Genomic DNA, 26563 nt, shown 5'->3' on the forward strand with positions numbered 1-26563 from the left:
GCCGCGGCGGTGGCCGCCGCCTGCGGCCTGGCACGCGTCCGCCGCGCCCGCGCCGCCGCCCCGGCGCCCGCGGCGGCCCGGCCCGCTCCGGCCCTCGCCACCGCGGACGCCTGACCCCCGGTCAGGACTCGGGGCGCAGGAGGGCCTCCTGGGCCACCGACGCCAGCAGGGTGCCGTCCGCCGTGTGGAGCGTTCCGCGGGCCAGGCCGCGGGCACCGTGGTTGGTGACCGGGTCCACCGAGTACAGCAGCCACTGGTCGACGCGCGGCGGGCGGTGGAACCACAGGGCGTGGTCCAGCGTGACGGCGGTGGCGAGGCGCCTCGGCGAGCCGGGCGCGCGGGCGCTGCTGACCACCGCCATGTCGGACAGGTAGGCGACCAGGCACGCGTGCAGGGCCGGGTCGTCGCCGACCGGCTCGGACGCCCGGATCCAGAACGGGTGGCTCATCGGGAACCCGTCGCCGCCGGGCGGGTTCACCACCCGGATGTCGAAGCCGGCCGGATGCCGGAAGAACGACGGGAGCACCGGCTCGGGCAGCCCCTCCGGCCCCGGCACGCCCGCGGGCGGGTCCACCTGCCAGTCGAAGCCGTCCTCCGGGGCGTGGAAGGAGGCGATCAGCTCCAGGATCGGCTTGCCGCCCTGGCTCGCGGTGACGTGCCGGGTCGAGAACGAGCGGCCGTCGCGAGTGCGGGCCACGTCGAACGCCAGCGGCTCGTCCGGCGTCCCCGGGCGGATGAAGTAGGCGTGCAGCGAGTGCGGCGGGCGCCCGCCCGCGGTCAGGCACGCGGCCCGCAGGCTCTGCCCGGCGACCTGCCCGCCGAACAGCCTCGGCCGCCCCACCGGCGGCGAGGTCGCGAGGAAGGAGTCCTCGCCGAGCGGGGTCAGGTCGAACATCCGGGTGATGCCGTCGCTCATCGTGCTCCTCGTCCCGCAGCCGGCCCCGGAGGGGACCGGCGCCGTGGCGCGACCCTACTCGGCGGCCGGGCGGCCGCCGCCATCCGGGGCGGTCGCCTGCGCGGCGGGGGACGACCCTGATACGGTCACGCGCGGTCGACCTATGATCGCCGTGGGGACGGTGCCGGGGGAGTGCGCGCCCGCCCCGCGAGGAGATGAGAGAGGCAATGGCAGATATCACCGAGTCGCCGGAGTGGTCCGCGCTGGCCGAGCACCACGCCGCGCTCGCCGGCCGGCACCTGCGCGACCTGTTCGCGGACGATCCGGGGCGCGTCGACCGCATGACGGTGACCGCGGGGGACCTCCACCTGGACTACTCCAAGCACCGCGCCACGGGGGACACGCTGAGGCTGCTCACCGCGCTCGCCGAGCGGGCCGGGCTGCGCGCCAGGATCGAGGCGATGTTCACGGGGGAGCGCATCAACGTCAGCGAGGACCGCGCCGTCCTGCACACGGCGCTGCGGCTCCCGCCCGGCGAGCCCCTCACCGTGGACGGGCAGGACGTCGCCGGCGACGTGCACGCCGTCCTCGACGCGATGGCCGACTTCTCCGGGCGCGTCCGCTCGGGCGAGTGGACGGGCTTCACCGGCAAGCGCATCACGACCGTCGTCAACATCGGCATCGGCGGGTCCGACCTCGGCCCCGCGATGGCCTACGAGGCCCTGCACGACTTCGCGGACGCGGGCATCTCCTGCCGGTTCGTGTCCAACATCGATCCCGCCGACATCGTCGGGAAGCTCGCCGGGCTCGACCCCGAGCAGACCCTCTTCGTCATCAGCTCCAAGACGTTCGGGACGCTGGAGACGCTCACCAACGCCAAGGTCGCGCGGCAGTGGCTGGTCGAGCGGCTCGGCGACGAGAAGGCCGTCTCGCGGCACTTCGTCGCGGTCTCCACCAACGCCGAGCGGGTCGCGGAGTTCGGCATCGACACCGCCAACATGTTCGGCTTCTGGGACTGGGTCGGCGGCCGGTACTCCGTCGACGGCGCCATCGGCCTGTCCCTGATGATCGCGATCGGCGGCGAGGCGTTCCGCGAGATGCTCGCCGGGTTCCGGGAGATCGACGAGCACTTCCGCGCCGCGCCGCTCGAGGCGAACATGCCGGTGATCATGGGGCTGCTCGGCGTCTGGTACACCGACTTCTTCGGCGCGCAGACCCGCGCCGTGCTGCCCTACAGCCAGCGGCTCGCCCGCTTCCCCGCCTACCTCCAGCAGCTCACGATGGAGTCCAACGGCAAGTCGGTGCGGGCCGACGGGGCGCCGGTCGTCGCGCAGACCGGCGAGATCTTCTGGGGCGAGCCCGGCACCAACGGCCAGCACGCCTTCTACCAGCTGCTGCACCAGGGCACCCGGCTCGTGCCCGCCGACTTCATCGGCTTCGCCGAGCCGTTCGCCGAACCCGCCGTCGACGGGCCCGCGGGCATGCACGACCTGCTGACCGCGAACATGCTCGCGCAGACGTCGGCGCTCGCGTTCGGCAAGACCGCCGAGGAGATCGCCGCCGAGGGGACGCCCGCCGCGGTCGTCCCGCACAAGGTCATGCCGGGCAACCGGCCGACGAGCACGATCCTCGCGCCGAAGCTCACCCCGAAGACCCTCGGGTCGCTCGTCGCCCTCTACGAGCACATCGTGTTCGTCGAGGGGACGATCTGGGGCATCGACTCCTTCGACCAGTGGGGCGTCGAGCTCGGCAAGGTCATGGCGATGGACCTCGCCCCCGCGCTCACCTCGGACGAGCCGCCGGCGCAGGCGCCCGACCCGTCGACCGCCGCGCTCGTGCGCCGGTACCGGGAGCTGCGCGGCCGCCGCGTCTGACCCGCGCGACGGAAACGGGCCCGCCGGACGCGCCGACGGGCCCGTGCGCCGGCGGGCCCGTGCGCCGGCCGCCCGTCAGGCGCGGGCGCCGGGCAGCGGGCCCTCGGCCCAGCCCTGGGACTCCATGATCGCGCGGAACTCCTCGTAGGAGATGAACCCGTCGAGGTTGCCGTCCGCCCGCTCGAACCTGTCCTGCGTCTCGGCACGCGTCCAGGCGAGTCCGAGCTCGTCCAGGACGAGCGTGAACTCCATCAGGTCGAGCCTCTGGTCGCCGCCGAGGTCCGCGCGGGTGAACAGCGCATGAAGGTCGTCCTCGGTCGGTCGTGTCGTCATCTCGCTCCTCGTTCTGTCCGATGGTAGCCACGCATCATGTCATAGGGAGCGAGCCGGGCCATATGCGAAACGCCGCAGGAAGAGCCCCGGTTTACGGCTGTTCGTCCCCCATCAGCTCGGGGACGCGGTGCCGGTACCGGGCGAGCAGCGCGGCGTTCACCTCGTCGCCGCCGGGGACGTTCGCGCTCGTCCACCGGGGCGGCTCCGCGCCGCGCTCCGCCGCGAGGTCGTCCAGCGCGGCCAGCACCCGCGACCACGCGTACGCGGCGAGGATCGTGGAGGCCGCCGCGGTGCGCGGCGCCGCCGCCGGATGGAGCACGTCGCCGGGCGGGACGCAGGTGTCCAGCACGATGTCGGCGTGGTCGGCCAGCGCCGTCGCCGTCCGCGCCGCCGCGCCCCCCGCGGCCCGCGCCGAGGTCACCGCGACGACCGGCACGCCCCGCGCCCGGCACTCCGCCGCCACCTCGACGGGGTAGGGGTTGCGGCCGCTGGTGGAGAACACCACCGCCGCGTCCGGCGGGGCCGGCGCCGCCGCCTCGACCACGGCGCGGCCCGCCCCCGCCTCCCGCTCGGCGCGGGTGCTGCGCACCGCGCCGTCGAGCGGGACGACGCGCGGGTCCCAGATCGGGCGGACGGCGGCGAGCCCGCCGGCCCGGTAGAACGTCTCGCACACCATCGCGAGGGAGTGCCCCGCGCCGGCGACGTGCACGATCCCGCCGGCCTCGACCGAGTCCAGGACCAGCGCGGCGGCGGCGTCGATCGCCGCGCCCGAGGCCGCGTCGAGGTCGTCCAGCAGGGCCCGCACCCGGCCCGGGAAGGCCGGCCCCGCGGTGCGGCGGTCAGGTCCGACGGCGGGCGATGCCGCATCAGGCATCGGGTACGGCCTCCTTCAGGACGCGGGCCAGGTCGTCTTCGCCGGTCGCGGCGCGGAGCCGGTCGGCCAGGCCGCCCGACAGCGCCCGCGCCAGCGCGGACAGGACGCCGACGTGCGCGTCCGGTTCGGGCGTGCAGAACGCGAGGAGCAGGTCGACGGGGTCGTTGTCGGGATGGCCGAACTCGACCGGCGCGGCCAGCCGGGCCGCGCCGACGCCGACCGCCAGCCCGCCCTCCTCGGGCCGCGCGTGCACGAGCGCCAGGCCCTTGGTCAGCACGATGTACGGGCCGTTCTCCTCGACCACCCGGACGCACGCGTCCGGGTAGCCCTCGCCCGCCGCGCCCGCGCCGACCAGCACGGAGGCCGCCGCCCGGACGGCCTCCCGCCAGTCCGCCGCTCGGACGCCGTCAGCCGCCGCGATCACCAAGGGCGGTCGCCGGGGCGTCTGGGGAGACGCCTCCTCGGAATGAGACGTCACGGCAGCCACCCCTGCTCGGTGAGGCGGTCCCTGAGCTGTGCTTCGAGGCCCTCCTTGTCGAGGAAGTCGCTGATCGTGATCACCACCGGCGCGAGGTCGGCGATCTCGCCGGTGTGCATGCCCTGGCCGATCACCACGTCGGGCGACATCCCGCGCGCCGTGGACACGTCGGTGTTCTCCACCCGCGCCTCCACGCCGAGCGAGCGCAGGGCGTCCTCGGCGGTCATCTTCAGCATCAGGCTGGAGCCCATGCCGACGCCGCAGACCGCGAGGATCTCCAGTTGCCGGTCCAGTGCCATCTCGGTTCTTCCCTCTCCGTCGGTTCGGTCAGGCCTTCGCGGGGGCGGTGCCCTCGGGCGCCGCGTCCCCGTCTCCGTTGCCGCCCGGGCCCCCGTCCGCCAGGGCCGCCCGGCGCTTCTCGGCGCGGCCGAGGAGCAGCAGCGTCGCCACCATGGCGGCGAGCGCGACGGCGGGCACCAGCCAGACGGCGTTGCCGCCGGCGACCGGGTCCACGGCCTTCAGCAGCCACGCGATCGCGTACCAGTCGGGGTCGGCGAGGGTGGCGAGCTCGGGGGCGGTCTTCTCGTACAGGTCCCAGGTGACGGCCTGCCCGACCGCGAGGATCAGGCCGGTGATCACGCCGCCGAGGACGGCGCCGCGCCAGCCCGCCACCACGTTGCCGAACAGCGCCGCGGCGCCGCCCACGAAGAACAGCATGATCATGGGCGGGGCGAGGGTGAACCAGCCGATCCCGGCGAACACCCCGAGGCAGACCAGGAACACCGCGGTGGACGCGACGAACCCGACCATGACGGCGGTCGGCGCGACGGGGAACACGGTCGGCGCGTCCAGCGCGGGACGGGTGCCGGGGATGACCCGGTCGCTGAACCCCTTGAACGCCGGGACGATCTCGCCGAGGAACATCCGCACGCCGAACAGCAGGATCGCGATGCCGCCCGCGAACCGGAGGCCCACCAGGATCGCCCACACCCACGGGGACAGTTTGTCGTCCATCTCCGCCGCGGCCCTGGTCACCACGCCGTCGTCGGCGAGCGCCACCCCGACCAGCATGATCACCGTGATGATCAGCGCGGTGCTGACGTTGACGTCCTTGAAGAACGACAGCTGGCGGGGCAGCTTCAGCTTCTCGGTGTCGTGCTTGTCGCGGCTGCCGAGCGGGCGCGCGGCGTAGCCGGTGATCAGGCAGGCGAGCGAGCTGGTGTGCGCGAACCCGAACCGGTCGTCCGGCATGACGCGGCGCATCAGCGGGCGCATCCACAGCGGCTGGAGCGTCCAGTACGCGGCGACGAACCCGGCCCCGCACAGCACCAGCGTGAGCTGGTCGGCGTCCGGCGCGATCGTCACCAGCGACGCGACCGTCACCGTGCTGATCCAGAACATCAGGTGCCCGGTCAGGTACAGGTAGCGGGCCGCCGGGAACAGCCGGACGACCAGCACGTGCACGAGGAACGCGACCGTGATGACGAGCGCGACGGTGCCGCCCTGCTGGGTGAGGAAGTCGGCGAGGGTGTTGTCGGCCTTCGGCGGGGTCGTGTCCATCGCGCTGGCGAGGACGGTCTGGAAGCTGGTCAGCCCGCCGGTGAACACCTCCACGCCGATGAACAGGATCACGACGCCGATGGTGGCGCGCAGGGCGCCCGCGAAGACGTCCTCGAAGCGCTTGCGCTGCAGGATCAGGCCGATCAGCGTGATGAGCCCGATGAGGATGGGGACCTGGCCGAACACGTTGTCGGCCAGGAAGGTGAGGATGTCCTTGATGACGTCCATGTGAAGTCGCCTCACTTCCCGGGGGGTGGTGGACGGTCAGTGCGCCGGCGGCCGGAGGTCGAGTTCCAGCCGGTAGCGGTCGCCGCGGTAGACGGATCTGACGTATTCGAGGGGCCGCCCGCCCGCGTCCCTGGTGACGCGCTCGAAGAGGAACGCCGGGGTGTGCACGGGCACCCCGAGCTCGGCGGCCTCCTCGGCGGTGGTGACGGTCGGCTCGATCGTCTCGGTGCCCGAGGCGATCACGATGCCGCCGCCGCGCAGCAGGTCGTAGAACGACTGCCCCTCCAGGTCGTGCCGCCGCAGGCCGGGCAGCAGCGCCCGCGGCAGGTAGAGGGTCTCGATGGCCATGCTCGCCCCGTCGGCGAGCCGGAGCCGCCGAATGGTAAATACCTCTTCCTCGGGCGGGAGGGCGAGCCGCCTGCCGATCCGCGCCCCCGCGGTCTCGGTGCGGAACGACAGGACGCGGCCGCCCGGTTTCATGCCCCGCCTGATCATGTCCTCGGTGAACGACGTCATGGTCAGCGACACCGCGATCCGGGGTTCGGCCACGTAGGTGCCGCTGCCGTGCCGCCGCTCGAGCAGCCCCTCGGCGACGAGCCCGTCGATGGCCTGCCGCAGCGTGGGCCGGGACACGCCGAGCTCGGCGGCGAGCCGGCGCTCGGACGGCAGGACGTCCCCCGCGTCCAGGCCGTCCAGCATGGCGACGAGCTCGCGGCGCACCGCCTGCCGTTTCGTGCTCCCGGACCGCGCTTCACCGGCGGATGGCACGCCGTTCACCTCCCAGGGCGTTGTTCCTGTGGTTGCACACCGTATGTCCGATTGCGCCGACTGGTCAATACCACTTTGGCGATGTTTGCCGTGGCCGGCGTCCGGCGGCCCCGCCTACGGTCGCGCCATGAGGAATCTCGCACGCGGCGCCCTGGCTCTGGCGCTCCCGCTCGTCCTGCCCGCGACCCTCTGCACGGTCCCGGCCCACGGCGCCGACGGCCCCGGCACCGGCCCGCCCGGCGCCCGCGCGGGGTGGCGGCTCATCGCCGCCGAGCCGTTCGACCGGCACCTGGACAGCGGGAAGGTGCCGTGGCGGCCGGACGGCGACGGCCCGTCCAGTCCCTACAACGTCGACATGTACGACAACGACGGCGCCTACTTCGACACCATGGGCGGGCCGGCGTTCCGCACGCAGCTGGCGACGATGAAGACCTACCGGCAGTCGTTCACGTTCGGGAAGCGCGGCTGGCTCACCGCCGAGCTCGCCGCGCGGGACGCCGACGGCGACGGGCGCCCGGACGCGCCGCCGACGCTCACGTCCGGCAAGGGCGTCGCGCGCATCGACGAGCCGGTGCACCAGGCGGGCGTCGTCATCCGCTCCACCCGCGACCTGCCCGCCGAGTACCGCGTCGAGATGACGCTGCGCGGCCTCGACTTCGGCGGGCAGCGCAACGGCCTGTGGGACTACCCGGACGGGCGGATCAACGGCTACTCGCCCGAGGGCTGCAAGACCAACTTCCCGTGGGCGTCGGGCGGCGACTTCTCCCGGCCGGAGTGCGCGTGGGCCGACGTCCGCACCGACTCCAACGGCTTCTACTACATGTCGATCATGGACTACCGGCGGGTGGCGCCGCACAACAACGTCTTCGTCCACGGCCACCGCAAGGTCGCCATGGACGGCTACAACCGCTACAAGTACACCGGCAAGGGCCTGCTCTACTGCAACCCGGCGACCGGCGAGTACGAGCCGTACTCAGCCGGGACCGGCAACGGCGTCAACGCCATCTTCATGACCGACGACCGCCGGTACGCGGCGAGTCCCGGCACCGAGTACCTGATGGAGAGCGAGTGCGGGCTCCGGAAGGGCGGCGCGATCGTCTCGACCGTCGACCTGCGGCCCGAGCTGCTGCCGCGCGAGCCCTACACGTTCGCCATCGAGCGGCGCGGCGGCGCCTACACGATGGAGATGTCGGGCGTCTTCGCGCACGTGGGCCGCGCCACCCTCCGCTACACGCGCGCGTTCGTGCAGGACGGCGAGCCGATCTGGCACTACAACCAGCGCCCCGACGAGTACGACGGCCGCTTCAACGCCGACTGGACGTGGCAGGGGCCGGGCGGCACCCTCGTGGACCGCGACACCTGGCCCGCCGGATCGGCGTACCCGGACCGGTTCATGATCGGTGACCCGCACATGAACTTCTACGAGGGGAAGGCGCAGGTGGACGACATCCGGTTGTACGTTCCAAGGTAAGAACGTCCGAGGCGGGGGCTAAGGTCCGGCAGACCTCGCCCACGCCTCGCCACGGGGGGCCTCGTGACTCAGGAGACCGCGACGACGGGCCGGCCGCCCGAGCCGTCCCTCGCCGACCCCTGCGCGGAGCGGGAGCCGGCGGGGGACCGGCTGCGCACCGGCGGGGACAGCCCGCGCCTGGACGTGTTCCTGTCCGGCCAGGTCTTCATGGACATGATCTTCACCGGGCTGCCGGGGCTGCCGCCGCCCGGCACCGAGATCGTCACCGACGGGCTCGGCTCGGCGCCGGGCGGCGTCGCCAACATCGCGGTCGCGATGAGCCGGCTCGGCCTGCGGGTCGGGCTGGCGGCGCCGTTCGGCGACGACATGTTCGGCGCCTACCTGTGGCGCACCCTCGCCGAGCAGGAGGGCGTCGACCTCGGGCCGTCGCGGCGGGTGCCGGGCTGGTCCACGCCCGTCACCGTGTCGATGGCCTACGACTCCGACCGCAGCATGGTGACCTTCGTCAAGCCCGTCCCGGCCCCGCCGGACGGCCTCGGCGGCCCGCCGCCGGACGCGCGGGCCTGCTTCGTGGACGTCGACCGCCCGGTGCCGCCGTGGGCGCCCGAGATGCGCCGGCGCGGCGCGCTGGTGTTCGGCGACCTCGGCTGGGACCACACCGGCGCCTGGCCGGCCGAGGTCCTGGACCGGCTCGCGCACGTGGACGTGTTCCTGCCGAACGCCGCCGAGGCGATGGCCTACACCCGGACGGGCACCCCGGCCGCCGCGGCCGAGGCGCTCGCCGAGCGCGCGCCGGTGGTCGTGGTCAAGCGCGGCGGGGACGGCGCGATCGCCATCGACGCGCGGACGGGGGAGCGGGCCGAGGTCGGCGCCCTGCCGGTGGAGGCGCTCGACCCGACCGGCGCGGGCGACGTGTTCGCCGCCGGGTTCGTGTTCGGCACGCTCGCCGGCCTCCCGCTCGCCGAGCGGCTCCGGTTCGCCAACCTGTGCGCCGGGCTGTCGGTGCGGCACCGCAGCGGCTCGCTCGGCTCGCCGTGCTGGGGCGAGATCGCCGCGTTCGGCGAGTCGGGGGAGGTGCCCGAGGCGGTGCTGGCCGAGTACGCGTTCGTGATCCCGTTCATCCCGGACGCCGCCGACGACTCGCCCGTCCGGGCCGAGCCCACCCTGCGCACGGGGCCGTGACCGGCACGGCTGTTGCTAATGCGAAGTCTTTCGCATTAGCATCGGCCGGGTGAGCGAGGACGCACCGGCCGCTGGGGCCGCCCGACCCGGGGGCCGGACGGCCCGCACGCGCGCCGCCGTGCTCGACGCCGTGCTCGGCGAGCTGGAGGACGCCGGGTACGGCGGCCTGACCATGGAGCGCGTGGCCGAGCGGTCGGGCGTCCACCTCGCGACGCTGTACCGCCGGTGGCGGAACGCCGAGGGCCTCGTCGCCGACCTCCTCGCCGAGGTCGGCACGCGCGAGGTGCCGATCCCCGACACGGGGTCGCTGGAGGGCGACCTGCGCGCCCTCGCCGCCGGGATCGCCGGGCTCTACGCCCGGCCCCGGTACCGCGCCCTCGTGGAGGGCATGGTCGCCGCCGCCGTCCGCTCCCCGGCGGCCGCCGCCGCGCTGAGCGAGGTGTTCGCCGGGCGCAACCGCCTCGCCGGCGCGATCGTCGAGCGCGCGGCCGAGCGCGGCGAGGTGCCGCCCGGCACCGACGCCGCCGCGGTCAGCGCCGCCGTCGGCGCGCCCTTCTACTACCGGCTGCTGATCCAGCGCGGTCCCGTGGACGGCGCCCTCGCCGCGACCGCCGCCGCCGCGGCCTGCGCCGCCGCCCGGAGCGGAGTGTTCGCGCCTCCCGCCGACCAGGCCCCCTGACCGCGGACGGACATCCCGCCGCGCCGACCCCCGGAAGGACCCGGAATGCGCCACGACATCGAGTTCGACTCCGCCGGAACGACGCTCCGAGGCTGGCTCTACACGCCGGAGGGGCGCCCCGGCCCGCACCCGGCCGTGGTCGTCACCCACGGCTACGGTGCCGTAAAGGAGCAGTACACCGACGACATCGCCGAGGCGCTCGCCGCGTCCGGGCTGGCGGTCCTGCTCTACGACCACCCGTCGTTCGGCGCCAGCGGCGGCGAGCCCCGCCAGGAGGTCGACCCCTGGGCGCAGATCCGCGGCTACCGGGACGCGATCACGTTCCTGTGCACCCGCGAGGAGGTCGACGCCGAGCGGATCGGCGTGTTCGGGTCCAGCTACTCGGGCGGCCACGTGCTCGTCGTCGGGGCCGTGGACCGCCGGGTGAAGTGCGTCTACGCGCAGGTCCCGGTGATCAGCGGCGGGACGAGCATGTCGCGGTTCATCCCCACCGAGGCGCTCGCCGAGGTCCGCCGGACGTTCGACGCCGACCGCCTCGCCCGGTTCCGCGGCGAGGCGCCGGCGATGATCCCGCTGATCACCGAGACGCCCGGGGAACTCGCCGCGCTGCCCGACCGCCCCACCTACGAGTGGTACCGCACGATCGAGCCGGAGCGGCTGAAGACCTGGCGCAACGAGGTCACCCTGCGCTCGGTGGAGATGACGGCCGAGTACGAGCCGGGCGACTACATCGCGCGCATCACCCCGACGCCGCTGCTGATGGTGATCGCCGACCAGGACATGCTCACCCACAGCGACCTGGCGTTCGCCGCCTACGAGCGCGCCCTGCACCCGAAGCGGCTGGAGGTCCTGCACGGCGACCACTTCGCCGTCTACGGCAAGGACGCCGAGCGCGTCCTCGCCCTCATGACCGCGTTCTTCCACGAGCACCTCGGTGCCGCGGGCTGACCGGTCGCCCGGCGGCGGCCGGTCACCCGGCGGCGGCCGGTCACCCGGCGGCGCCGCCGCCGGCCCGGTACTCCTGCGGGCTGACGCCGTGCTCGCGCTTGAACGCGGTGCTCAGCGCGAACGCGGTGCCGTAGCCGACCTGGCGCGCGACGGCGTCGAGCGTCGCGTCGCTCTCGCGCAGCAGGTCGGCGGCCTGCGCGAGGCGGATCCCGGTCAGGTAGGCCATGGGCGGCTCGCCGATCAGCTTGGCGAACCGCTGCGCGAGCGCGGCGCGCGACACCCCGACCCGCGCGGCGAGGTCCGCGACCGTCCACGGGTGGGCGAGGTCGTCGTGCAGGAGGCGCAGCGCGGGCCCGGCGACCGGGTCGCCGTGCGCCCGGTACCAGCCGGGCGCCTCGGCGTCCGGGCGGGAGAACCAGGCGCGCAGCGTCGCGATGAGCAGCAGGTCGAGGAGCCGGTCGAGGACGACGTCCTGGCCGGGCTCGTCCCTGCCGATCTCCTCGCCGAGCACCTCGACGAGCGGCGACTTCCAGGTGTCGCCCCGGACGACCGCGATCGGCGGCAGCGCCGCCAGCAGGCGCTGGGTCACGGCGCCGCGCATCTGGTAGGTGCCGATCAGCATGACGGTCGTCCCGGCGGGATCGTTGCCCCAGGCGCGGACGCCGAGGTCCATCGCCTCCGACAGGCTCGTCCCGTCGGGGGTGGTGCACCGCTGCCCGGGATGGATGACGATCTGCGGCTCGGTGGCGGGGTCGTCGCTGACGGTGTAGTGGTCGGGCCCCCGGAAGACGACCATGTCGCCGGGGGCGACCCGCTGCGGGTCGCCGTCGTCGGGGATCAGCCACGCGTCGTCCCTGACCATGGACAGCAGCGTCAGCGGCGCCTCGTCCCGGATGCGCACCGACCAGGGCGGCGCGAGGGTCGAGCGGAGCAGGAACGCCCCCCGGGCGCGCGGGCCGTCGAGGAGGTCGGTGAGGGCGTCCATGGCAGCCAGCCTAGACGCTCGCGTATGGAGGCGAGCTTCTCGACGATGGTCGCCGAACACGCCCGCCGGTTGACTTGAGGACATGACGACCATGGAGATCGAGAACGGCCCGACCCTCGTCCTCGGCGGGACCGGCAAGACCGGCCGCCGCGTGGTGGAGCGACTGGAGGCCATGGACGTTCCCGTCCGGATGGGCTCGCGGTCGGCGTCGCCGCCCTTCGACTGGGCGGACGAGGCGACCTGGGCGCCGGTGCTGCGGGGCGTCGAGAGGGTGTACCTGTCCTACTACCCGGACCTCGCGGCGCCCGGCGCGCCCGAGGCCATCGCCGCCTTCACGGCGACGGCGGCCGCGGCGGGCGTGCGGCGCGTCGTCCTGCTCTCCGGGCGGGGCGAGCCCGAGGCGCGCGAGTGCGAGCGGATCGTCCAGGCGTCCGGCCTGGAGTGGACGGTCGTGCGGGCCGCCTGGTTCGCGCAGAACTTCAGCGAGGACTACCTCCTCGACCCCGTCCGCGCGGGCGAGGTCGTCCTCCCCGCCGGAGAGGTGCCCGAGCCGTTCGTGGACGCCGGCGACATCGCGGACGTGGCCGTCGCCGCGCTCACCCGGGAGGGCCACGCCGGCGAGGTCTACGAGGTGACCGGCCCCCGCGCGCTCACCTTCGCCGAGGCCGTCGCGGAGATCGGCCGCGCGGCCGGGCGGGAGATCGCCTTCGTCCCGGTGGGCGCGGACGACTACGCGGCGGCCCTCAAGGAGCACGGCCTGCCCGACGACGTCATCGGCTTCCTGGCGTACCTGTTCACCACCGTGCTGGACGGCCGCAACGCCGCGCCCGCCGACGGCGTCCGGCGGGCGCTCGGGCGCGGGCCCCGCGACTTCGCCGCGTACGCGCGGGAGACCGCGGACAGCGGCGTCTGGACCCCCTGACCCCGACCCCGATCGGAAACGGAACGACGATGAAATCGGCTCTCGCGGGCGTCTCGGTGACGCTCTCCCTCATCATGGCGGCCGGCATGGCCGGGACGTTCTTCGGCTTCTCGACCGGCGTGATGCCGGGGTTGAACGCGGCGAGGCCGGGGTCGGCCATCGACGCCATGCAGTCCATCAACCAGCGGATCCAGAACCCGGTGTTCGTGGGAATGTTCCTGCTGGTCCCGGTGCTGGCGTCCGCGGCGGGCGTGCTGCTGCTGACCCTGGACCAGAAGTCCGCGGCGATCCTGTTCTTCGTGGCCGCGGGCGTCTACCTCATCGGCGCGCTCGTGCCGAGCTTCGCGGTGAACATCCCCATGAACAACGACCTGGACGGCGCGGCGATCCCGAAGGACCTGGCCGAGGCCGCGAAAGCCTGGTCGGACTACTCCGGCCGCTGGACCGCCTGGAACACCGTCCGGGCCGTGTCCAGCTGGGCGAGCGTCCTCGCGATGGGCCTGGGCGTCTACCTCTGGGGCAGGAACGGCTGATCACGGGACCGACCGCGGAAGCGGCCCGCGCCCCCTCCGGCGTGCGGGCCGCTTCCGCGTTCGCGCCGGGCTTACGATCTCTGGATGGGCGGTGTCTACGCGATCAGCGATCTGCACGTGGGGTTCCCGGAGAACCGCGCGTTCACCGAGGGGCTGCGGCCCGCGTCGGCGGACGACTGGCTGATCGTCGCCGGGGACGTCGCCGAGCGGTTCGCCGACGTCGAGTGGACGCTCCGCACGCTGCGCGACCGCTACGCCGCCGTCATCTGGGTCCCCGGCAACCACGAGCTGTGGACGGTCAAGGACGACCCCGTGCGGCTGCGCGGGGAGGCCCGGTACCGGCGGCTCGTGGACATGTGCCGGGGCCTCGGCGTGCTGACCCCCGAGGACCCCTACCCCGTCTGGGACGGCGAGGGCGGCCCCGTGGCGATCGTGCCGCTGTTCATCCTGTACGACTACACGTTCCGGCCGGACGGGACGTCCACCAAGGAAGAGGCCCTCGAAGTCGCGCACGAGGCGGGCGTCGTGTGCACCGACGAGGTCTACCTGCATCCCGACCCGCACCCGACGCGCGACGCCTGGTGCGACGCCCGGATCGCCTACACCGAGAAGCGCCTCGCCGCCCTGGAACCGGGCACGCGGACCGTGCTCGTCAACCACTGGCCGCTCGTCCGCGAACCCACCCGCGTCCTGTGGTACCCGGAGTTCGCGCAGTGGTGCGGCACCGAGCGCACCGCCGACTGGCACGACCGGTACCGCGCGGTGTCGGTCGTGTACGGGCACCTGCACATCCCCCGGACGATCTGGACCGGGGACGTCCCGCACATCGAGGTGTCGGTCGGCTACCCGCGCGAATGGCGCCGCAAGGGCGACGCGCCGCGCGGCCCGCGCCGCGTCCTGCCCGCCCCGGAGACGGACTGACCTACCGGGCGCCGGGCGCCATCCCGGCGGCGGCGAGCGACAGCAGCCGCCCGGCGGCCTCCGGCTCCCGCTCGGTGACCGCCGCGATGGCCCCGGTGAGCCACAGGACGTCGGCGAACGCCGTGCCCGCGGGCGCGTCCCCGGCCCGCTGCGCGCGGGCGAACAGCGCCTCGCCCGCCTCGCACATCGCCCGGCGGGGGCAGCCGGGCTCCGGCCGCTCCCGCCGCAGCGACTCCTCCCGCAGCGACAGCACCGCCGAGGCGGCCAGCCCGCGGAACACCGTCACCCGCGACGCGAACGCCCGCAGCCACGTCATCAGGGCCTCGCCCGGCGCGGGCGCGACCAGCAGCTCGCGGGCGGTCGCGGCGAGGTCCGCGTAGACGTCGGCGAGCAGCGCCTCCAGGAGGTGCTGGCGGGTGGGGAAGTGGCGGTAGAGCGTGCCGATGCCGACGCCGGCGGTGCGGGCGACGCCCTCCAGGGACGCGTCGGCCCCGTCGCGCTGGAACGTCTCGCGGGCCGCGGCGAGCAGCCGCGCCCGGTTGCGGCGCACGTCGGCGCGCACCGCGCGGGCGGGGGCCTTCGGCGTGTCGTCGCTGGTCACGTGGGTCGTCGGTCCTTTCCCGGCGGGTACGGGCCTGCGGCGATTCGGGGGGATCCGCGGCTTTGGAACGGTCCCTCGATACTAGCCGCGCCGGTGCGCCCGGCCCGCGCCGGGATGGCCGGGCCCGCCGCGTCCGGTGCCGTGTCCGAGACGGGGCGGGCCCGCGCCGACCTGCGCCTACGTCACGACGGGCCGGGGGAGAGCGGGAGGTGGATCCGCCCGCCGGCGGCCTTGAACTCCGCGGCCTTCTCCCGCATCCCGGCGGCGAGGGCGGCGCCGCCGTCCAGCCCCCGCTCGTCGGCGTACCGCCGGACGTCCCGGGTGATCTTCATGGAGCAGAAGTGCGGGCCGCACATCGAGCAGAAGTGCGCGGTCTTCGCCGGCGCCGCCGGCAGCGTCGCGTCGTGGAACGCGCGGGCGGTGTCCGGGTCGAGGGACAGGTTGAACTGGTCCTCCCACCGGAAGTCGAACCGCGCGTCCGACAGCGCGTCGTCCCACGCCTGCGCCCCCGGATGGCCCTTGGCCAGGTCGGCCGCGTGCGCGGCGATCTTGTAGGCGATGACGCCGGCCTTCACGTCGTCGCGGTCCGGCAGCCCGAGGTGCTCCTTGGGCGTGACGTAGCAGAGCATCGCGGTCCCGTGCCAGCCGATCATCGCGGCGCCGATCGCCGAGGTGATGTGGTCGTAGCCGGGCGCGATGTCGGTGGTCAGCGGGCCGAGCGTGTAGAACGGCGCCCCGCCGCACCACTCCTGCTGCAGGTCGACGTTCTCCTTGATCTTGTGCATCGGGACGTGGCCGGGCCCCTCGTTCATCACCTGGTTCCCGTACTCGACGGCGACCGCCGTCAGCTCGCCCTGCGTGCGCAGCTCGGCGAACTGCGCCTCGTCGTTGGCGTCGGCGATGGAGCCGGGGCGCAGGCCGTCCCCGAGCGACCAGGTGACGTCGTAGGCGGCGAAGATCTCGCACAGCTCCCGGAAGTGCGTGTACAGGAAGTTCTCCTCGTGGTGCGCCAGGCACCACGCCGCCATGATCGACCCGCCCCGCGACACGATCCCGGTCCTGCGCCGCGCCGTCAGCGGCACGTACCGCAGCAGCACCCCCGCGTGCACGGTCATGTAGTCGACGCCCTGCTCGGCCTGCTCGACCACCGTGTCGCGGAAGACCTCCCAGGTCAGCTCAGCCGGGTCGCCGCCCACCTTCTCCACCGCCTGGTACAGCGGGACGGTCCCGACCGGCACCGGCGAGTTCCGCAGGATCCACTCCCGCGTCGTGTGGATGTCCTTGCCGGTGGACAGGTCCATGACCGTGTCGGCGCCCCAGCGGGTCGCCCAGGTCATCTTCTCGACCTCGTCCTCGATCGAGGACGCCACCGCCGAGTTCCCGATGTTCGCGTTCACCTTCACCAGGAAGTTCCGGCCGATGACCATCGGCTCGATCTCGGGGTGGTTGACGTTCGCGGGCAGCACCGCGCGCCCGGCCGCCAGTTCGTCCCGGACGAACTCCGGTTCCACCCCCTCCCGCAGCGCCGCGAACTCCATCTCCGGTGTGATCTCGCCCCGCCGCGCGTACGCGCGCTGCGTCACCGCGCCGCCGGTCGCGCGGCGCGGCCGCCGCGGCGGCAGGCCCTCCCGCACGGGCGCCCGCCGCCCGTCGTCCCCGGGGCGCACGGCCCGTCCCTCGTACGGCGCCGTATCGCCCCGCTCGGCGATCCACGCCTCCCGCAGCGCGGGCAGTCCCCGGCGGACGTCGGTCCGCGCCGCCGGATCGGTGTACGGCCCCGACGTGTCGTACAGCACGACGGCGTCGCCGTTGGTGAGCGGCACCTCCCGCATCGGGACCCGGATGTCGGGGCGCGAGCCCTGCAGGTAGGTCTTGCGGGCGGCTGGAACCACGCGTTCTGTCATGACGACTCGATCTCTCCCTACGCCGGCATTACCCGGTCAGGTTCATGCGGTCAGCGGCCGTCCCAGCCGCTATCTCAGCCCGGTTCGCCGGACCCCCGCGATCTGTCGTGCCCGACGCTAACCCGCCGGACCCCCATTGCCGCAACCGCCGCCCCTCGGGTAGAACGCGCCCGCGCGACGCCCTGAGAGGATCGGGGCATGTCCGACCCGCACCAGGAGTTCACGCTCACCCCCGTCGCCCGCGTCTCGTCCGCGCTGACCGACCGGGCGTCCGCGCCCAAGCAGGGCGGCGAGGGCGCGCCGGAGGCGTGGCTGGTCTTCGAACCGGCCGTGTCCCCGGCGCTGGAGGGCCTTCGCCCCGGCGACCGGGTCTTCGTGCTGACGTGGCTGCACCTGTCGCCGCGCGACGTGCTGCGCGTCCACCCGCGCGACGACCCGTCCGCGCCGATGCGCGGCGTGTTCGCGACCCGCTCGCCGGACCGCCCCAACCCGATCGGCCTGCACCCGGTCGAGATCCTGGAGGTGGCGGGGCGCCGCGTCCGCGTCCGCGACCTGGAGGCCCTCGACGGCACCCCGGTCCTGGACGTGAAGCCGGTCCTCGCCTGCGAACCCGGCGCGTGACGGCCGCCCGCCGGTGAACGGCCCCACTCGCGGTCCACCGGGCGGGGGCGGTGCGCGGTGGCCGGCGGGATCCGGGAAGATGGACGGGTGGTGAGGCTGCCTCGGGTGGATGCGACGGCCAGGGACGCCCTGCTCGCGACGGCGCTGGCGGGCATCGCGGCGGCCGCGGCGGTGGCGTGGCCCGGCGTCCGGGAGCTGGACGCTGCCGGGGCGCTGCTGCTGGTCGCGGCGCACGTGCCGCTCGCGGTGATCCGGCGGTGGCCGGCGCCGGGGCTGGTGGCCCTGGTCGTCCTCGTGCTCCCGTACCACCTCGCGCAGTACCAGCACCACGCGCTCGTGCCCGCCGAGGTGATCGCGCTGTTCGCCTACGCCGTCCTCGGGCGGCGGGTGCGGATCGTCCTCGGCGTCGCCGGGTTCCTGCTGGCCGTGTGCGTGCTCGGGATGGCGATGCGGGCGGGCGGCAGCTCCGTCCGGGAGCAGGTCGCGGTCATCGAGGCCGTGGTGTCGGTCGTGATCGCCGTCCAGGTGTGGCGGGTGCACCGGGCGCGGCTCGCGACGATCACCGAGCGCGCCGAGCGGGCCGAGCGCACGCGCGAGGAGGAGGCGCGGCGGCGGGTCGCCGAGGAGCGGCTGCGGATCGCCCGCGACCTGCACGACCTCCTCGCGCACAGCATCACGCTCATCGGCGTGCAGGCAGGCGCGGCGGCCCACCTGGTGCGCGGGGACCGGCCGCTCGACCGGGCGGAGCTGGCCGAGGCGCTCGCCTCGATCGCGGGCACCTGCCGGGACGCCCGGACCGAGCTGCGCGGCACCCTGCAGGTCCTGCGCGGCACCGACGTGGCCGCGCCGGGGACGCTGCCCGGCCCCGGCGGCATCGGCGACCTCGTGCGGGCGGCGCGCGGCGGCGGCATCGACGTGGAGCTGTCGGACGACGGACTCGGGACGCTGCCGCCGGAGATCGGCGTCGCCGCGTACCGGATCGTCCAGGAGGCCTTGACCAACGTTGTCAAGCACGCCGCCGCGAAGCGCGCCACGGTGCGGCTGGCGCGGGACGCGGGCGGGCTCGTCGTGCGGGTCGCCGACGACGGGAGCGGCCCGCCCGGCGGCGCTCCCGAGGGGTTCGGCATCCTCGGGATGATCGAGCGGGCGCGCAGCGTCGGGGGGACCCTCGACGCCGGTCCGGGGGAGCGCGGCGGATTCGTGGTGACGGCCGTCCTCCCCCTCGCGGACGCCGTCAGCCCGCACTGACGGGGACCGCCTCCGGGCGGTCCCCGCCGCGCCCGACTCACCGGGCGGACGCCGCCGAGGTCTTTCAAACCCTTACCGGTAGGGTCAGGATCAAGGGGACCAGGGGAGGCGAACGCGTCGGTGAGCACACTGCAGGAGGCCCCGCAGGACCGGATCTTCACGGTGCCCAACGTGCTGAGCATGGCGCGGCTCGTGGGCGTCCCGCTGTTCCTGTGGCTCGTCCTCGCCGAGGCCGACTGGTGGGCGCTCGGCGTGCTGGTGTTCGCCGGCCTGTCCGACTGGCTGGACGGCAAGCTGGCACGCGCGCTGAACCAGACCAGCAGGCTCGGGACGGTGCTCGACCCGGCCGCCGACCGGCTCTACATCCTCGCGACGCTGGTCGGGCTCACGATCCGCGACATCATCCCGCTGTGGCTGGTGGTGCTGCTGGTCGCCCGGGAGTTCGCGATCCTGCCGATCGCGCCGATCGTGCGGCGGCTCGGGTACGGCGGCACGCTTCCCGTCCATTTCATCGGGAAGGCGGGCACCATGTGCCTGCTGTACGCGTTCCCGCTGCTGCTGCTCGGCGACCACGGCGGCGGCGCGGCGACCGCGGCGAAGGTCGTCGGATGGTCCTTCGCGATCTGGGGGACGGGCCTGTACTGGTGGGCGGCCGTCCTCTACTGGACGCAGACGCGGCAACTGGTGCTGGCCGGCCGCGGCTCGCCCCCGGCCTCCGGGCCGGACGCCCCGCCCGGCCCGGGTGACCGGGAACCGGGCGCGGAACCGCCGGCCGGCGACCAGAAGGGAGCTGAGACCCCCCGATGAAGGCCGTCGTGATGGCGGGTGGCGAGGGGACGCGGCTGCGTCCGATGACCGCCAACCAGCCCAAGCCGCTGCTGCCGCTCGTCAACCGGCCGATCATGGAGCACGTGCTCCGGCTGCTGAAGCGGCACGGGTTCACCGAGACCGTCGTCACCGTCCAGTTCCTGGCCGCGCTGATCCGCAACTACTTCGGCGACGGCGAGGAGCTCGGCATGTCGCTGAGCTACGCGACGGAGGAGATCCCGCTCGGCACCGCCGGCAGCGTCAAGAACGCCGAGGAGGCGCTGCGCGACGACCGGTTCCTCGTCATCTCCGGGGACGCGCTCACCGACATCGACCTCACCGACATGGTGCGGTTCCACGAGGAGAACGACGCGCTCGTCACGATCGGGCTGAAGCGCGTCCCGAACCCCCTCGAGTTCGGCATCATCATCGTGGACGACGAGGGCCGCGTGCAGCGGTTCCTGGAGAAGCCGACGTGGGGCCAGGTGTTCTCCGACACCGTCAACACCGGCATCTACGTGATGGAGCCGGAGGTCCTCGACCACGTCGCGGAGGGCGAGTCCGTCGACTGGTCCGGGGACGTGTTCCCCAAGCTGCTCGCCGAGGGCGCCCGCCTGTTCGGATACGTGGCCGACTGCTACTGGGAGGACGTCGGCACGCACGAGAGCTACCTCAAGGCCCAGGCCGACATGCTGTCCCGCCAGGTCGGCATCGAACTCGACGGCTTCGAGATGTCACCCGGCGTGTGGGTCGCCGAGGGCGCCGAGGTCGACGCGGAGGCCGTCCTCAAAGGCCCCCTCTACATCGGCGACTACGCCAAGGTCGAGGCGGGCGTCGAACTGCGCGAGTACACCGTCCTCGGCAGCAACGTCGTCGTCAAGGAGGGCGCGTTCCTGCACCGGGCGGTCGTCCACGACAACGTGTTCGTCGCGCCGTCCACGAACCTGCGCGGCTGCGTCGTCGGCAAGAACACCGACATCATGGCCGGCGCCCGCGTCGAGGAGGGCGCGGTCATCGGCGACGAGTGCGTCATCGAGGCCGAGGCGTACGTCTCCAGCGGCGTGAAGGTCTACCCGTTCAAGACCATCGAGGCCGGCGCCGTCGTCAACACCAGCGTGATCTGGGAGTCGCGCGGGCAGCGCAACCTGTTCGGGCCGCGCGGCGTGTCCGGGCTCGTCAACGTCGAGATCACCCCCGAACTGGCGGTGCGGCTCGCCAGCGCCTACGCGACCACCCTGAAGAAGGGCACCACGGTCGTCACCGGCCGCGACGTCTCCCGCGCCGCCCGCACCCTCAAGCGCGCCGTGAACAGCGCGCTGACCGCCAGCGCCATCAACGTCAACGACCTGGAGGCGACCCCGCTGACCGTCGCCCGGTTCGAGACCGGCCGCGAGGACGCCGTCGGCGGCATCTACATCCGCACCACGCTCGGCGACCCGCAGGGCGTCGACATCCTGTTCCTGGACGCCGGCGGCGCCGACCTGTCCCAGGCGGCGCAGCGCAAGCTGGAGCGCGTCTTCGGCCGCCAGGAGTACCGGCGCGCGTTCCCCGGCGAGATCGCCGAGCTGACCTACCCGCCGCGCGTCGTGGAGACCTACACCCGCGACCTGCTGCGCCGCGTCGACATCCGCGGCGTCCGCGAGGCCGGGCTGAAGATCGTCCTGGACTGCGCCGGCGGCGTCGCCTCGCTCGTCCTGCCGAACCTGCTCGGCAAGGTCGGCGTCGAGGTCCTCACCCGCAACGCCGGGCTGGACGAGGCCAACCCGACCGAGACGCTCGCCGAGCGGATGCGCGACCTGGAGCGCCTCGGCGACCTCGTCTCCTCCTCGCGGGCCGCGTTCGGCGTCCGCTTCGACCCGGTCGGGGAGCGGATCTCCCTGGTGGACGAGAACGGCGAGCTGGTCGGCGACGACCGCGCCCTGCTCGTCATGCTCGACCTCGTCGCGGCCGAGCGGCGCGGCGGCAAGGTGGCGCTGCCGGTGACGACGACGCGGGTCGCCGAGCAGGTGTGCCGGTTCCACGGCGTCCAGGTCGAGTGGACGTCCACGTCGCAGGACGTCCTCACCAAGGCCGCCGCGCAGCCCAGCGTGATCTTCGCGGGGGACGGCCGGGGCGGCTTCCTGATGCCCGAGTTCAGCGGCACCGTCGACGGGATCGCCGCGTTCGTCCGCCTCGTCGGCCTGGTCGCCCGCACCCGCCTGACGCTGTCCCAGATCGACCGCCGCATCCCCGACGCGCACCTGCTGCGCCGCTCCGTCCCGACCCCCTGGGCGGCCAAGGGCAGCGTGATGCGGCACGTCGTTGAGGCCGCCGGGGACCGCACGATCGACACCACCGACGGCGTCCGCGTCGTGGAGGACGACGGCCGCTGGGTCCTCGTCCTGCCCGACCCGGCCGAGGCGGTGACCCACCTGTGGGCCGAGGGGCCCGACGCCGACGCCGCCCAGGTCCTGCTGGAGGAGTGGGCCGCCGTCGTCGAACGCGCCGGCTCCTGACGGGCCCGCGCCGCGGTCAGTCGACGGGGACGTCCTCCGGGCCGCCCGCGGCGATCCCGGCGAGGACGTCCAGGGCGCGCCCGAGGGTCTCGAGCGGCGGGGACGCGAGGCCGACGCGGACCGCGCGGGGCGCGGCGCCCGTCCCCACGACGAAGGCGGCGGCCGGGGTGACGGCGATCCCGTGCCGCGCGGCCGCCGCCACGAACGTCTCCGCCCGCCACTGCGGCGGCAGGTCCCACCAGCGGAAGTAGGAGGGCGGCCCGGACCGGGCGGCGGCGCCCGCGAGCCGCTCGGCGACGATCCGCGAGCGGGCCGCGGCGTCCGCGCGCTTGGCGCGGGTGATCTCCTCGACCGCGCCGCCCGCGATCCAGCCGGTCGCCGCGTCGAGCGCGAAGCGCGCCGGCCCCCAGGCGCCCGAGCGCAGCGCGGCGGCGACGCGCCCGGCCAGCGCGGCGGGCGGGACGGCGAACCCGAGGGTCAGGCCGGGCGCGAGGCGCTTGGACAGGCTGTCGACCACGACGGTGCGGTCCCCGGCCAGGGCCGCGAGCGGCTCCGGGCCGTCCGCGGGCAGGAAGGCCCAGACGCGGTCCTCGATCGCGTGGAGGCCGAGCCGCTCCAGGGCGGCGGCGACCTCGGCGCGGCGCCGCCGCGGCATCGTCGTCCCGCGCGGATTGTGCAGCGTCGGCTGGAGGTACACCGCGCCGAACGGCGCGGCGCGGTGCGCGTCGGCGAGGGCGTCGGGGCGCAGCCCGTCCTCGTCGGCGGCGACGGGGACGAGCGTGACGCCGAGCCGGGCCGCGACGCCCTTGACCACCGGATAGGTCAGCGCCTCCACGGCGAGCCGCCCGCCCGGCGGCACCAGCGCCGCCACGGCGCCCGCGATCGCCTGCCGGCCGTTCCCCGCGAACAGCACCGACCCGGGGGCGGGCCGCCAGCCGGGGGCGGCCAGCAGCGCCGCCGCGGCCTCCCGGGCGGCGGCGGTCCCGGTGACCCGTCCGGGGCCGAGCGCCGCGTCCAGCACGTCCGGGCGCAGCAGCCGCCCCAGCCCGGCGGCCAGCAGCGCGCTCTGCTCCGGGAGGACGGGATTGCTCAGCTCCAGGTCGACCTTGGCGCCGGCGGGCTCCGCGAGCGCCGGGACGGGTGCGGGCTCCGCCGCCCGGACGAACGTGCCGCGCCCCACCTCGCCGACCACCAGGCCGCGCCTGGCGAGCTCCCCGTACACGCGGCTCGCCGTGGAGGCGGCGATGCGGCGGTCGCGGGCGAAGGCCCGCTGCGGCGGCAGCCGGTCGCCGGGACGCAGCCGCCCCGCGGCGATGGCGGCGGCCACCTCGTCGGCGACCCGGCGGAAGTCCTCCATGCGTCCCCTCATTGCTCCGAGTGCAATGCAGAGTATTGCACCGAGAAACCACGGAGATCTAGCCTCGGATCGGTTCTGGATCCGGGAGGGGAAATGGTCTCGCTCACCGCCGCGGCGGCCGTCGCCGCCTTCGCCCTCGGGGTCGTCCTGACCCCGGGGCCCAACATGATGTACCTGGTGTCGCGGTCGGTGACGCAGGGCCGCCGCGCCGGGCTGGTCTCGCTCGGCGGCGTCGCCGCCGGGTTCCTGGTCTACGTCGCCGCCGCCACCGCCGGGCTCACCGCCGTCTTCACGCTCGTCCCGGCCCTCTACACGGTGATCAAGCTCGCCGGGGCGGCGTACCTGCTCTGGCTCGCCTGGCAGGCGCTGCGGCCGGGCGGCACGGCGGCCTTCGCCCCGGCGGACCCGCCCGCCGACCCGCCGCGCCGCCTCTTCACGATGGGCCTGGTCACCAACCTGCTCAACCCGAAGATCGCGATCCTGTACGTGTCGCTGCTGCCGCAGTTCGCGGACCCGGAGCGCGGGGGCATGGCCGTCCAGATCCTGCTGCTCGGCCTGCTGCAGATCACCATCGCGATCACCGTGAACGCGCTCATCGTCCTCGGCGCCGGCGGCATCGCCGCCTTCCTCGGCCGCCGGCCCGGGTGGCGGCGCGCCCAGCGCTACGTGTTGGGCTCCGTCCTCGCCGGGCTGGCCGTGCAGATCGGCCTGCACCGCCCCGCCGCGTCCTGAGCCGCCGCGGCCCTTCGGGCCCCGCGGCCTCCGGGCTTGCCATGATGGGGCGGTGATCGCACGACGGGACGACCCCGGCGACCGGCGGCCGCTCGGGCGGCGGCCCGACGCCTCGATGTCGCTGCTCGCCGACCTGCTCGCCGGCAGGCTCCTCGACCACGGCTACGCGGAGGCCGCGGCGCGGCGGGCCGCCGCCGGCGGCGCCCCGCCCCGGCGGCTCCGCGGAGCGGGCGTCCTGCTCGTCCTCGCGCTCGCGGGCACGCTGATCGCCGTCGCCGGGGTCCAGACGCGCCGCGGGGAGCCGGGCGCGGCCGAGCAGCGGTCCCGGCTGATCGGTGAGATCCGGGCCCGCACCGCCGAGACCGACGGGCTCCAGCGCCGCGACGACGTGCTGCGCGCCCGGACGGAGCGGGACCGGGCGGCCGCGCTCGCCCGCAGCGACGAGGGCCGCCGGGTCCGGCGGCGGCTGGCCCGGGCCGGCGCCGCCGCTGCCGCCGCGCCCGCGACCGGCACCGGCATCGTCGTCACGCTCGCCGACGCGACGCGCACCGCGCCCGCCGCGCGGGGACGCGCCGCCGAGGCCGGCCGGGTCTATGATCAGGACCTCCAGGTCCTGGTCAACGGGCTCTGGGCGGCGGGTGCCGAGGCCATCGGCGTCAACGGGCAGCGGCTCGCGCCGACCACCGCGATCCGCGCCGCCGGCGAGGCGATCCTGGTCGACTACCGGCCGCTGACCGGCCCCTACGCGGTGACGGCCCTCGGCGACCCGGACCGGCTGCGCGGCGCCTTCGCGGGCTCGGCGGCCGACCGGCGGCTCGCCGCGCTGCACGGCCGGTTCGGGATCCGGTACGACGTGCGCCGCACGTCGGCGGCGCGGCTGCCCGCCGCCGGGCCCGCGCGGCCGCGGTACGCCGTCCCGCGCCCGGAGGACGGCCAGTGAGCGGGCGGCCGGGGAGCAGGGGAGAGGTGACCCGAGGGTGATCGCGCTGATCGGCCTCGTCATCGGCGTCGCGCTGGGGCTCGTCCTCCAGCCGGACGTGCCGCTCTGGCTCCAGCCCTACCTGCCCATCGCGATCGTGGCCGCGCTCGACGCCATGTTCGGCGGCGTCCGGGCCCGGCTGGAGGGCATCTTCGACGAGAAGGTCTTCGTGGTCTCCTTCGTCGGCAACACCGTGATCGCCGCGCTGATCGTCCTCCTCGGCGACCAGCTCGGCGTCGGCTCGCAGCTGTCCACCGGCGTCGTGGTCGTGCTCGGCATCCGGATCTTCTCCAACGCGGCCGGTATCCGGCGGAAGCTGTTCGGCGCATGACCGGCGGGGACGGGCGCCCGCCGGGGCCGCGCGGGCTCCTCGGCCTGCTGCGCCCCCACTTCGGCATGGGCCGGATCGCCGCCGGAGCGCTGTGCCTCGTGCTCGGCTTCGCGATCGCCGCGCAGGTGCAGTCGACCAAGCGCGACTCCACGTTCGCCACGGCGCGGCAGGACGAACTCGTCGGCATCCTGGCCGATCTGGGCCAGCGGTCCGACCGGCTGACCGGCGATCTGCGCGACCTGGAGGCCACCAGGGCCCGGCTGGAGCGGGACGCCGAGGGCGGGACCGCCCTGGAGGAGGCGCGCGAGCGGGCGACCGAGTACGGCCTGCTCGCCGGGACGCTCCCCGCCGAAGGGCCCGGGATCGAGATGCTGATCGACGACCCCGGCGGCCGCGTCAAGGCGGTCAACCTCCTGGACGCCTTGCAGGAACTGCGCGACGCCGGGGCCGAGGTCCTCCAGATCAACGACGTCCGGGTCGGGGTCGACACCTATTTCCTGGACGGCCGGAACGGCGTCCGCACCGACGGGCGGACCCTCACCGCCCCCTACCGGTTCCTCGCCATCGGCGACCCCCACACGATGACCACCGCGCTCAACATCCCCGGCGGCCTCGTCAGGACGCTGCGCGGAACCGGGGCCACCGTCCTGATCACCCCGCGCGCGAAAGTGGCCGTCGGCGCGGTACGGTCTCCCTAAGAGGGAACCCGGGGGAACGGGGGAGCGGTGAACCGGGCGCCCGGTTCGGGCGCCGTGAACGCGTCGGTCCGCGCGGCGGCGTAGACCTGCGATCATTGGCGAATGTAGTTTGGTCCAGCCGGTTCACCGTTCGAGTTGA

Annotated in this window: 27 protein-coding genes and 1 riboswitch; of the genes, 16 read left to right on the forward strand and 11 right to left on the reverse strand. The window is 74.6% G+C overall.

The features are described from left to right. Positions 1–121: 121 nt before the first annotated feature. A complete protein-coding gene (locus ABFX46_RS16880) occupies positions 122–916 on the reverse strand; it encodes an acyl-CoA thioesterase (protein WP_346043203.1) in 795 nt (264 codons plus the stop codon). Between the two features lie 206 nt (positions 917–1122). Here ABFX46_RS16880 and pgi point away from each other — a divergent pair, with 206 nt between their 5' ends. Then, a complete protein-coding gene (gene pgi / locus ABFX46_RS16885) occupies positions 1123–2769 on the forward strand; it encodes a glucose-6-phosphate isomerase (protein ID WP_346043205.1) in 1647 nt (548 codons plus the stop codon). Between the two features lie 75 nt (positions 2770–2844). On the opposite strand, the gene ABFX46_RS16890 is transcribed toward pgi, so the two are convergent. From ABFX46_RS16890 to ABFX46_RS16915, 6 genes are all read right to left on the reverse strand, one after another. Then, the gene (locus tag ABFX46_RS16890) at positions 2845–3102 is read right to left on the reverse strand and encodes an EF-hand domain-containing protein (RefSeq protein WP_131937897.1); all 258 of its coding nucleotides are present in this window, start codon (positions 3100–3102) and stop codon (positions 2845–2847) included. Between the two features lie 91 nt (positions 3103–3193). Continuing rightward, on the reverse strand, positions 3194–3976 hold the full coding sequence (locus ABFX46_RS16895; RefSeq protein WP_346043207.1) for a sugar isomerase domain-containing protein: 783 nt from the start codon (positions 3974–3976) through the stop codon (positions 3194–3196). Continuing rightward, a complete protein-coding gene (locus ABFX46_RS16900; RefSeq protein ID WP_346043209.1) occupies positions 3969–4454 on the reverse strand; it encodes a PTS sugar transporter subunit IIA in 486 nt (161 codons plus the stop codon). The genes ABFX46_RS16895 and ABFX46_RS16900 overlap by 8 nt, the downstream gene beginning before the upstream one ends. Next, positions 4451–4753, reverse strand: coding sequence for a PTS sugar transporter subunit IIB (locus tag ABFX46_RS16905; protein ID WP_346043210.1), 303 nt, complete (start codon positions 4751–4753; stop codon positions 4451–4453). Before ABFX46_RS16905 ends, ABFX46_RS16900 begins: the two co-directional genes overlap by 4 nt. A 28-nt stretch (positions 4754–4781) precedes the next feature. Then, positions 4782–6242: a PTS ascorbate transporter subunit IIC gene (gene ulaA / locus ABFX46_RS16910; protein ID WP_346043212.1), complete on the reverse strand. Its 1461-nt coding sequence runs from the start codon at positions 6240–6242 to the stop codon at positions 4782–4784. A 36-nt stretch (positions 6243–6278) separates the two neighbouring features. Further along, positions 6279–7010, reverse strand: a complete 732-nt coding sequence (locus tag ABFX46_RS16915) for a GntR family transcriptional regulator (protein WP_346043213.1) — start codon at positions 7008–7010, stop codon at positions 6279–6281. A 127-nt stretch (positions 7011–7137) separates the two neighbouring features. Here ABFX46_RS16915 and ABFX46_RS16920 point away from each other — a divergent pair, with 127 nt between their 5' ends. The 4 genes from ABFX46_RS16920 to ABFX46_RS16935 all read left to right on the forward strand — a co-directional run bounded on the left by ABFX46_RS16920 (position 7138) and on the right by ABFX46_RS16935 (position 11290). Further along, the gene (locus tag ABFX46_RS16920) at positions 7138–8481 is read left to right on the forward strand and encodes a hypothetical protein (RefSeq protein ID WP_346043215.1); all 1344 of its coding nucleotides are present in this window, start codon (positions 7138–7140) and stop codon (positions 8479–8481) included. Between the two features lie 63 nt (positions 8482–8544). Beyond that, positions 8545–9663: a carbohydrate kinase family protein gene (locus ABFX46_RS16925; protein WP_346043217.1), complete on the forward strand. Its 1119-nt coding sequence runs from the start codon at positions 8545–8547 to the stop codon at positions 9661–9663. Positions 9664–9712: 49 nt separating this feature from the next. Continuing rightward, the gene (locus ABFX46_RS16930) at positions 9713–10342 is read left to right on the forward strand and encodes a TetR/AcrR family transcriptional regulator (RefSeq protein ID WP_346043219.1); all 630 of its coding nucleotides are present in this window, start codon (positions 9713–9715) and stop codon (positions 10340–10342) included. A 45-nt stretch (positions 10343–10387) separates the two neighbouring features. Beyond that, a complete protein-coding gene (locus ABFX46_RS16935; RefSeq protein ID WP_346043220.1) occupies positions 10388–11290 on the forward strand; it encodes an alpha/beta hydrolase in 903 nt (300 codons plus the stop codon). Positions 11291–11330: 40 nt separating this feature from the next. Here ABFX46_RS16935 and ABFX46_RS16940 read toward each other — a convergent pair whose 3' ends face one another. Then, positions 11331–12275: an AraC family transcriptional regulator gene (locus ABFX46_RS16940; RefSeq protein ID WP_346043222.1), complete on the reverse strand. Its 945-nt coding sequence runs from the start codon at positions 12273–12275 to the stop codon at positions 11331–11333. 82 nt (positions 12276–12357) lie between these two features. Here ABFX46_RS16940 and ABFX46_RS16945 point away from each other — a divergent pair, with 82 nt between their 5' ends. The 3 genes from ABFX46_RS16945 to ABFX46_RS16955 all read left to right on the forward strand — a co-directional run bounded on the left by ABFX46_RS16945 (position 12358) and on the right by ABFX46_RS16955 (position 14651). Continuing rightward, the gene (locus ABFX46_RS16945; RefSeq protein WP_346043223.1) at positions 12358–13197 is read left to right on the forward strand and encodes an NAD(P)H-binding protein; all 840 of its coding nucleotides are present in this window, start codon (positions 12358–12360) and stop codon (positions 13195–13197) included. 29 nt (positions 13198–13226) lie between these two features. Beyond that, positions 13227–13730, forward strand: a complete 504-nt coding sequence (locus ABFX46_RS16950) for an anthrone oxygenase family protein (RefSeq protein ID WP_346043224.1) — start codon at positions 13227–13229, stop codon at positions 13728–13730. Between the two features lie 84 nt (positions 13731–13814). Continuing rightward, positions 13815–14651, forward strand: a complete 837-nt coding sequence (locus tag ABFX46_RS16955) for a metallophosphoesterase family protein (protein WP_346043226.1) — start codon at positions 13815–13817, stop codon at positions 14649–14651. A 1-nt stretch (position 14652) separates the two neighbouring features. On the opposite strand, the gene ABFX46_RS16960 is transcribed toward ABFX46_RS16955, so the two are convergent. After that, on the reverse strand, positions 14653–15252 hold the full coding sequence (locus ABFX46_RS16960; RefSeq protein WP_346043227.1) for a TetR/AcrR family transcriptional regulator: 600 nt from the start codon (positions 15250–15252) through the stop codon (positions 14653–14655). Between the two features lie 182 nt (positions 15253–15434). Then, a complete protein-coding gene (thiC, locus tag ABFX46_RS16965) occupies positions 15435–17156 on the reverse strand; it encodes a phosphomethylpyrimidine synthase ThiC (RefSeq protein ID WP_346043229.1) in 1722 nt (573 codons plus the stop codon). Then, positions 17152–17265, reverse strand: a riboswitch (TPP riboswitch). Its footprint overlaps the gene before it by 5 nt. Positions 17266–17354: 89 nt before the next feature. Between thiC and tsaA the strand changes: the two genes are divergently transcribed. From tsaA to ABFX46_RS16985, 4 genes are all read left to right on the forward strand, one after another. Beyond that, the gene (gene tsaA, locus ABFX46_RS16970) at positions 17355–17777 is read left to right on the forward strand and encodes a tRNA (N6-threonylcarbamoyladenosine(37)-N6)-methyltransferase TrmO (protein ID WP_346043231.1); all 423 of its coding nucleotides are present in this window, start codon (positions 17355–17357) and stop codon (positions 17775–17777) included. Positions 17778–17882: 105 nt separating this feature from the next. Beyond that, positions 17883–19025: a sensor histidine kinase gene (locus ABFX46_RS16975; protein ID WP_346043232.1), complete on the forward strand. Its 1143-nt coding sequence runs from the start codon at positions 17883–17885 to the stop codon at positions 19023–19025. Between the two features lie 120 nt (positions 19026–19145). After that, positions 19146–19832, forward strand: a complete 687-nt coding sequence (gene clsA, locus ABFX46_RS16980) for a cardiolipin synthase ClsA (RefSeq protein ID WP_346043234.1) — start codon at positions 19146–19148, stop codon at positions 19830–19832. After that, entirely contained in the window at positions 19829–22327 is a 2499-nt protein-coding gene (locus ABFX46_RS16985) for a sugar phosphate nucleotidyltransferase (protein ID WP_346043235.1), read from the forward strand. The genes clsA and ABFX46_RS16985 overlap by 4 nt, the downstream gene beginning before the upstream one ends. A gap of 16 nt (positions 22328–22343) precedes the next feature. Here the strand turns inward: ABFX46_RS16985 and ABFX46_RS16990 are convergent, their stop codons facing one another. Next, a complete protein-coding gene (locus ABFX46_RS16990) occupies positions 22344–23684 on the reverse strand; it encodes an aminotransferase-like domain-containing protein (protein WP_346043237.1) in 1341 nt (446 codons plus the stop codon). A gap of 93 nt (positions 23685–23777) precedes the next feature. Here ABFX46_RS16990 and ABFX46_RS16995 point away from each other — a divergent pair, with 93 nt between their 5' ends. Genes ABFX46_RS16995 through ABFX46_RS17010 form a run of 4 tightly spaced genes read left to right on the forward strand, consistent with a single transcriptional unit; the run spans position 23778 to position 26424 of the window. After that, positions 23778–24416 (forward strand): LysE family translocator, encoded by a 639-nt coding sequence (locus tag ABFX46_RS16995; RefSeq protein ID WP_346043239.1) that lies wholly within the window; start codon positions 23778–23780, stop codon positions 24414–24416. A 52-nt stretch (positions 24417–24468) separates the two neighbouring features. Next, positions 24469–25356 (forward strand): DUF881 domain-containing protein, encoded by an 888-nt coding sequence (locus ABFX46_RS17000; protein ID WP_346043241.1) that lies wholly within the window; start codon positions 24469–24471, stop codon positions 25354–25356. A gap of 37 nt (positions 25357–25393) precedes the next feature. Continuing rightward, positions 25394–25726 carry a DUF1290 domain-containing protein gene (locus tag ABFX46_RS17005; RefSeq protein ID WP_163055359.1) on the forward strand — a complete coding sequence of 111 codons (333 nt, stop codon included), beginning with the start codon at positions 25394–25396 and terminating at the stop codon, positions 25724–25726. Next, a complete protein-coding gene (locus ABFX46_RS17010; protein WP_346043242.1) occupies positions 25723–26424 on the forward strand; it encodes a DUF881 domain-containing protein in 702 nt (233 codons plus the stop codon). Before ABFX46_RS17005 ends, ABFX46_RS17010 begins: the two co-directional genes overlap by 4 nt. Positions 26425–26563 lie beyond the last annotated feature (139 nt).

This window comes from Actinomadura chokoriensis, assembly GCF_039529475.1.
Lineage (GTDB): Bacteria > Actinomycetota > Actinomycetes > Streptosporangiales > Streptosporangiaceae > Spirillospora > Spirillospora bangladeshensis.

Bases quoted from the DNA above. Each gene is read 5' to 3' on its own strand.
- ABFX46_RS16985 (WP_346043235.1), top strand. From the start codon at position 19,829: ATGAAGGCCGTCGTGATGGCGGGTGGCGAGGGGACGCGGCTGCGTCCG.
- ABFX46_RS16905 (WP_346043210.1), bottom strand. From the start codon at position 4,753: ATGGCACTGGACCGGCAACTGGAGATCCTCGCGGTCTGCGGCGTCGGC.
- ABFX46_RS16880 (WP_346043203.1), bottom strand. From the start codon at position 916: ATGAGCGACGGCATCACCCGGATGTTCGACCTGACCCCGCTCGGCGAG.
- ABFX46_RS16920 (WP_346043215.1), top strand. From the start codon at position 7,138: ATGAGGAATCTCGCACGCGGCGCCCTGGCTCTGGCGCTCCCGCTCGTC.
- ABFX46_RS16940 (WP_346043222.1), bottom strand. From the start codon at position 12,275: ATGGACGCCCTCACCGACCTCCTCGACGGCCCGCGCGCCCGGGGGGCG.
- ABFX46_RS16995 (WP_346043239.1), top strand. From the start codon at position 23,778: ATGGTCTCGCTCACCGCCGCGGCGGCCGTCGCCGCCTTCGCCCTCGGG.
- pgi (WP_346043205.1), top strand. From the start codon at position 1,123: ATGGCAGATATCACCGAGTCGCCGGAGTGGTCCGCGCTGGCCGAGCAC.
- ABFX46_RS16895 (WP_346043207.1), bottom strand. From the start codon at position 3,976: ATGCCTGATGCGGCATCGCCCGCCGTCGGACCTGACCGCCGCACCGCG.
- ulaA (WP_346043212.1), bottom strand. From the start codon at position 6,242: ATGGACGTCATCAAGGACATCCTCACCTTCCTGGCCGACAACGTGTTC.
- ABFX46_RS17010 (WP_346043242.1), top strand. From the start codon at position 25,723: ATGACCGGCGGGGACGGGCGCCCGCCGGGGCCGCGCGGGCTCCTCGGC.
- ABFX46_RS16935 (WP_346043220.1), top strand. From the start codon at position 10,388: ATGCGCCACGACATCGAGTTCGACTCCGCCGGAACGACGCTCCGAGGC.
- ABFX46_RS16945 (WP_346043223.1), top strand. From the start codon at position 12,358: ATGACGACCATGGAGATCGAGAACGGCCCGACCCTCGTCCTCGGCGGG.
- ABFX46_RS16955 (WP_346043226.1), top strand. From the start codon at position 13,815: ATGGGCGGTGTCTACGCGATCAGCGATCTGCACGTGGGGTTCCCGGAG.
- ABFX46_RS16890 (WP_131937897.1), bottom strand. From the start codon at position 3,102: ATGACGACACGACCGACCGAGGACGACCTTCATGCGCTGTTCACCCGC.
- ABFX46_RS16950 (WP_346043224.1), top strand. From the start codon at position 13,227: ATGAAATCGGCTCTCGCGGGCGTCTCGGTGACGCTCTCCCTCATCATG.
- thiC (WP_346043229.1), bottom strand. From the start codon at position 17,156: ATGACAGAACGCGTGGTTCCAGCCGCCCGCAAGACCTACCTGCAGGGC.
- ABFX46_RS16990 (WP_346043237.1), bottom strand. From the start codon at position 23,684: ATGGAGGACTTCCGCCGGGTCGCCGACGAGGTGGCCGCCGCCATCGCC.
- tsaA (WP_346043231.1), top strand. From the start codon at position 17,355: ATGTCCGACCCGCACCAGGAGTTCACGCTCACCCCCGTCGCCCGCGTC.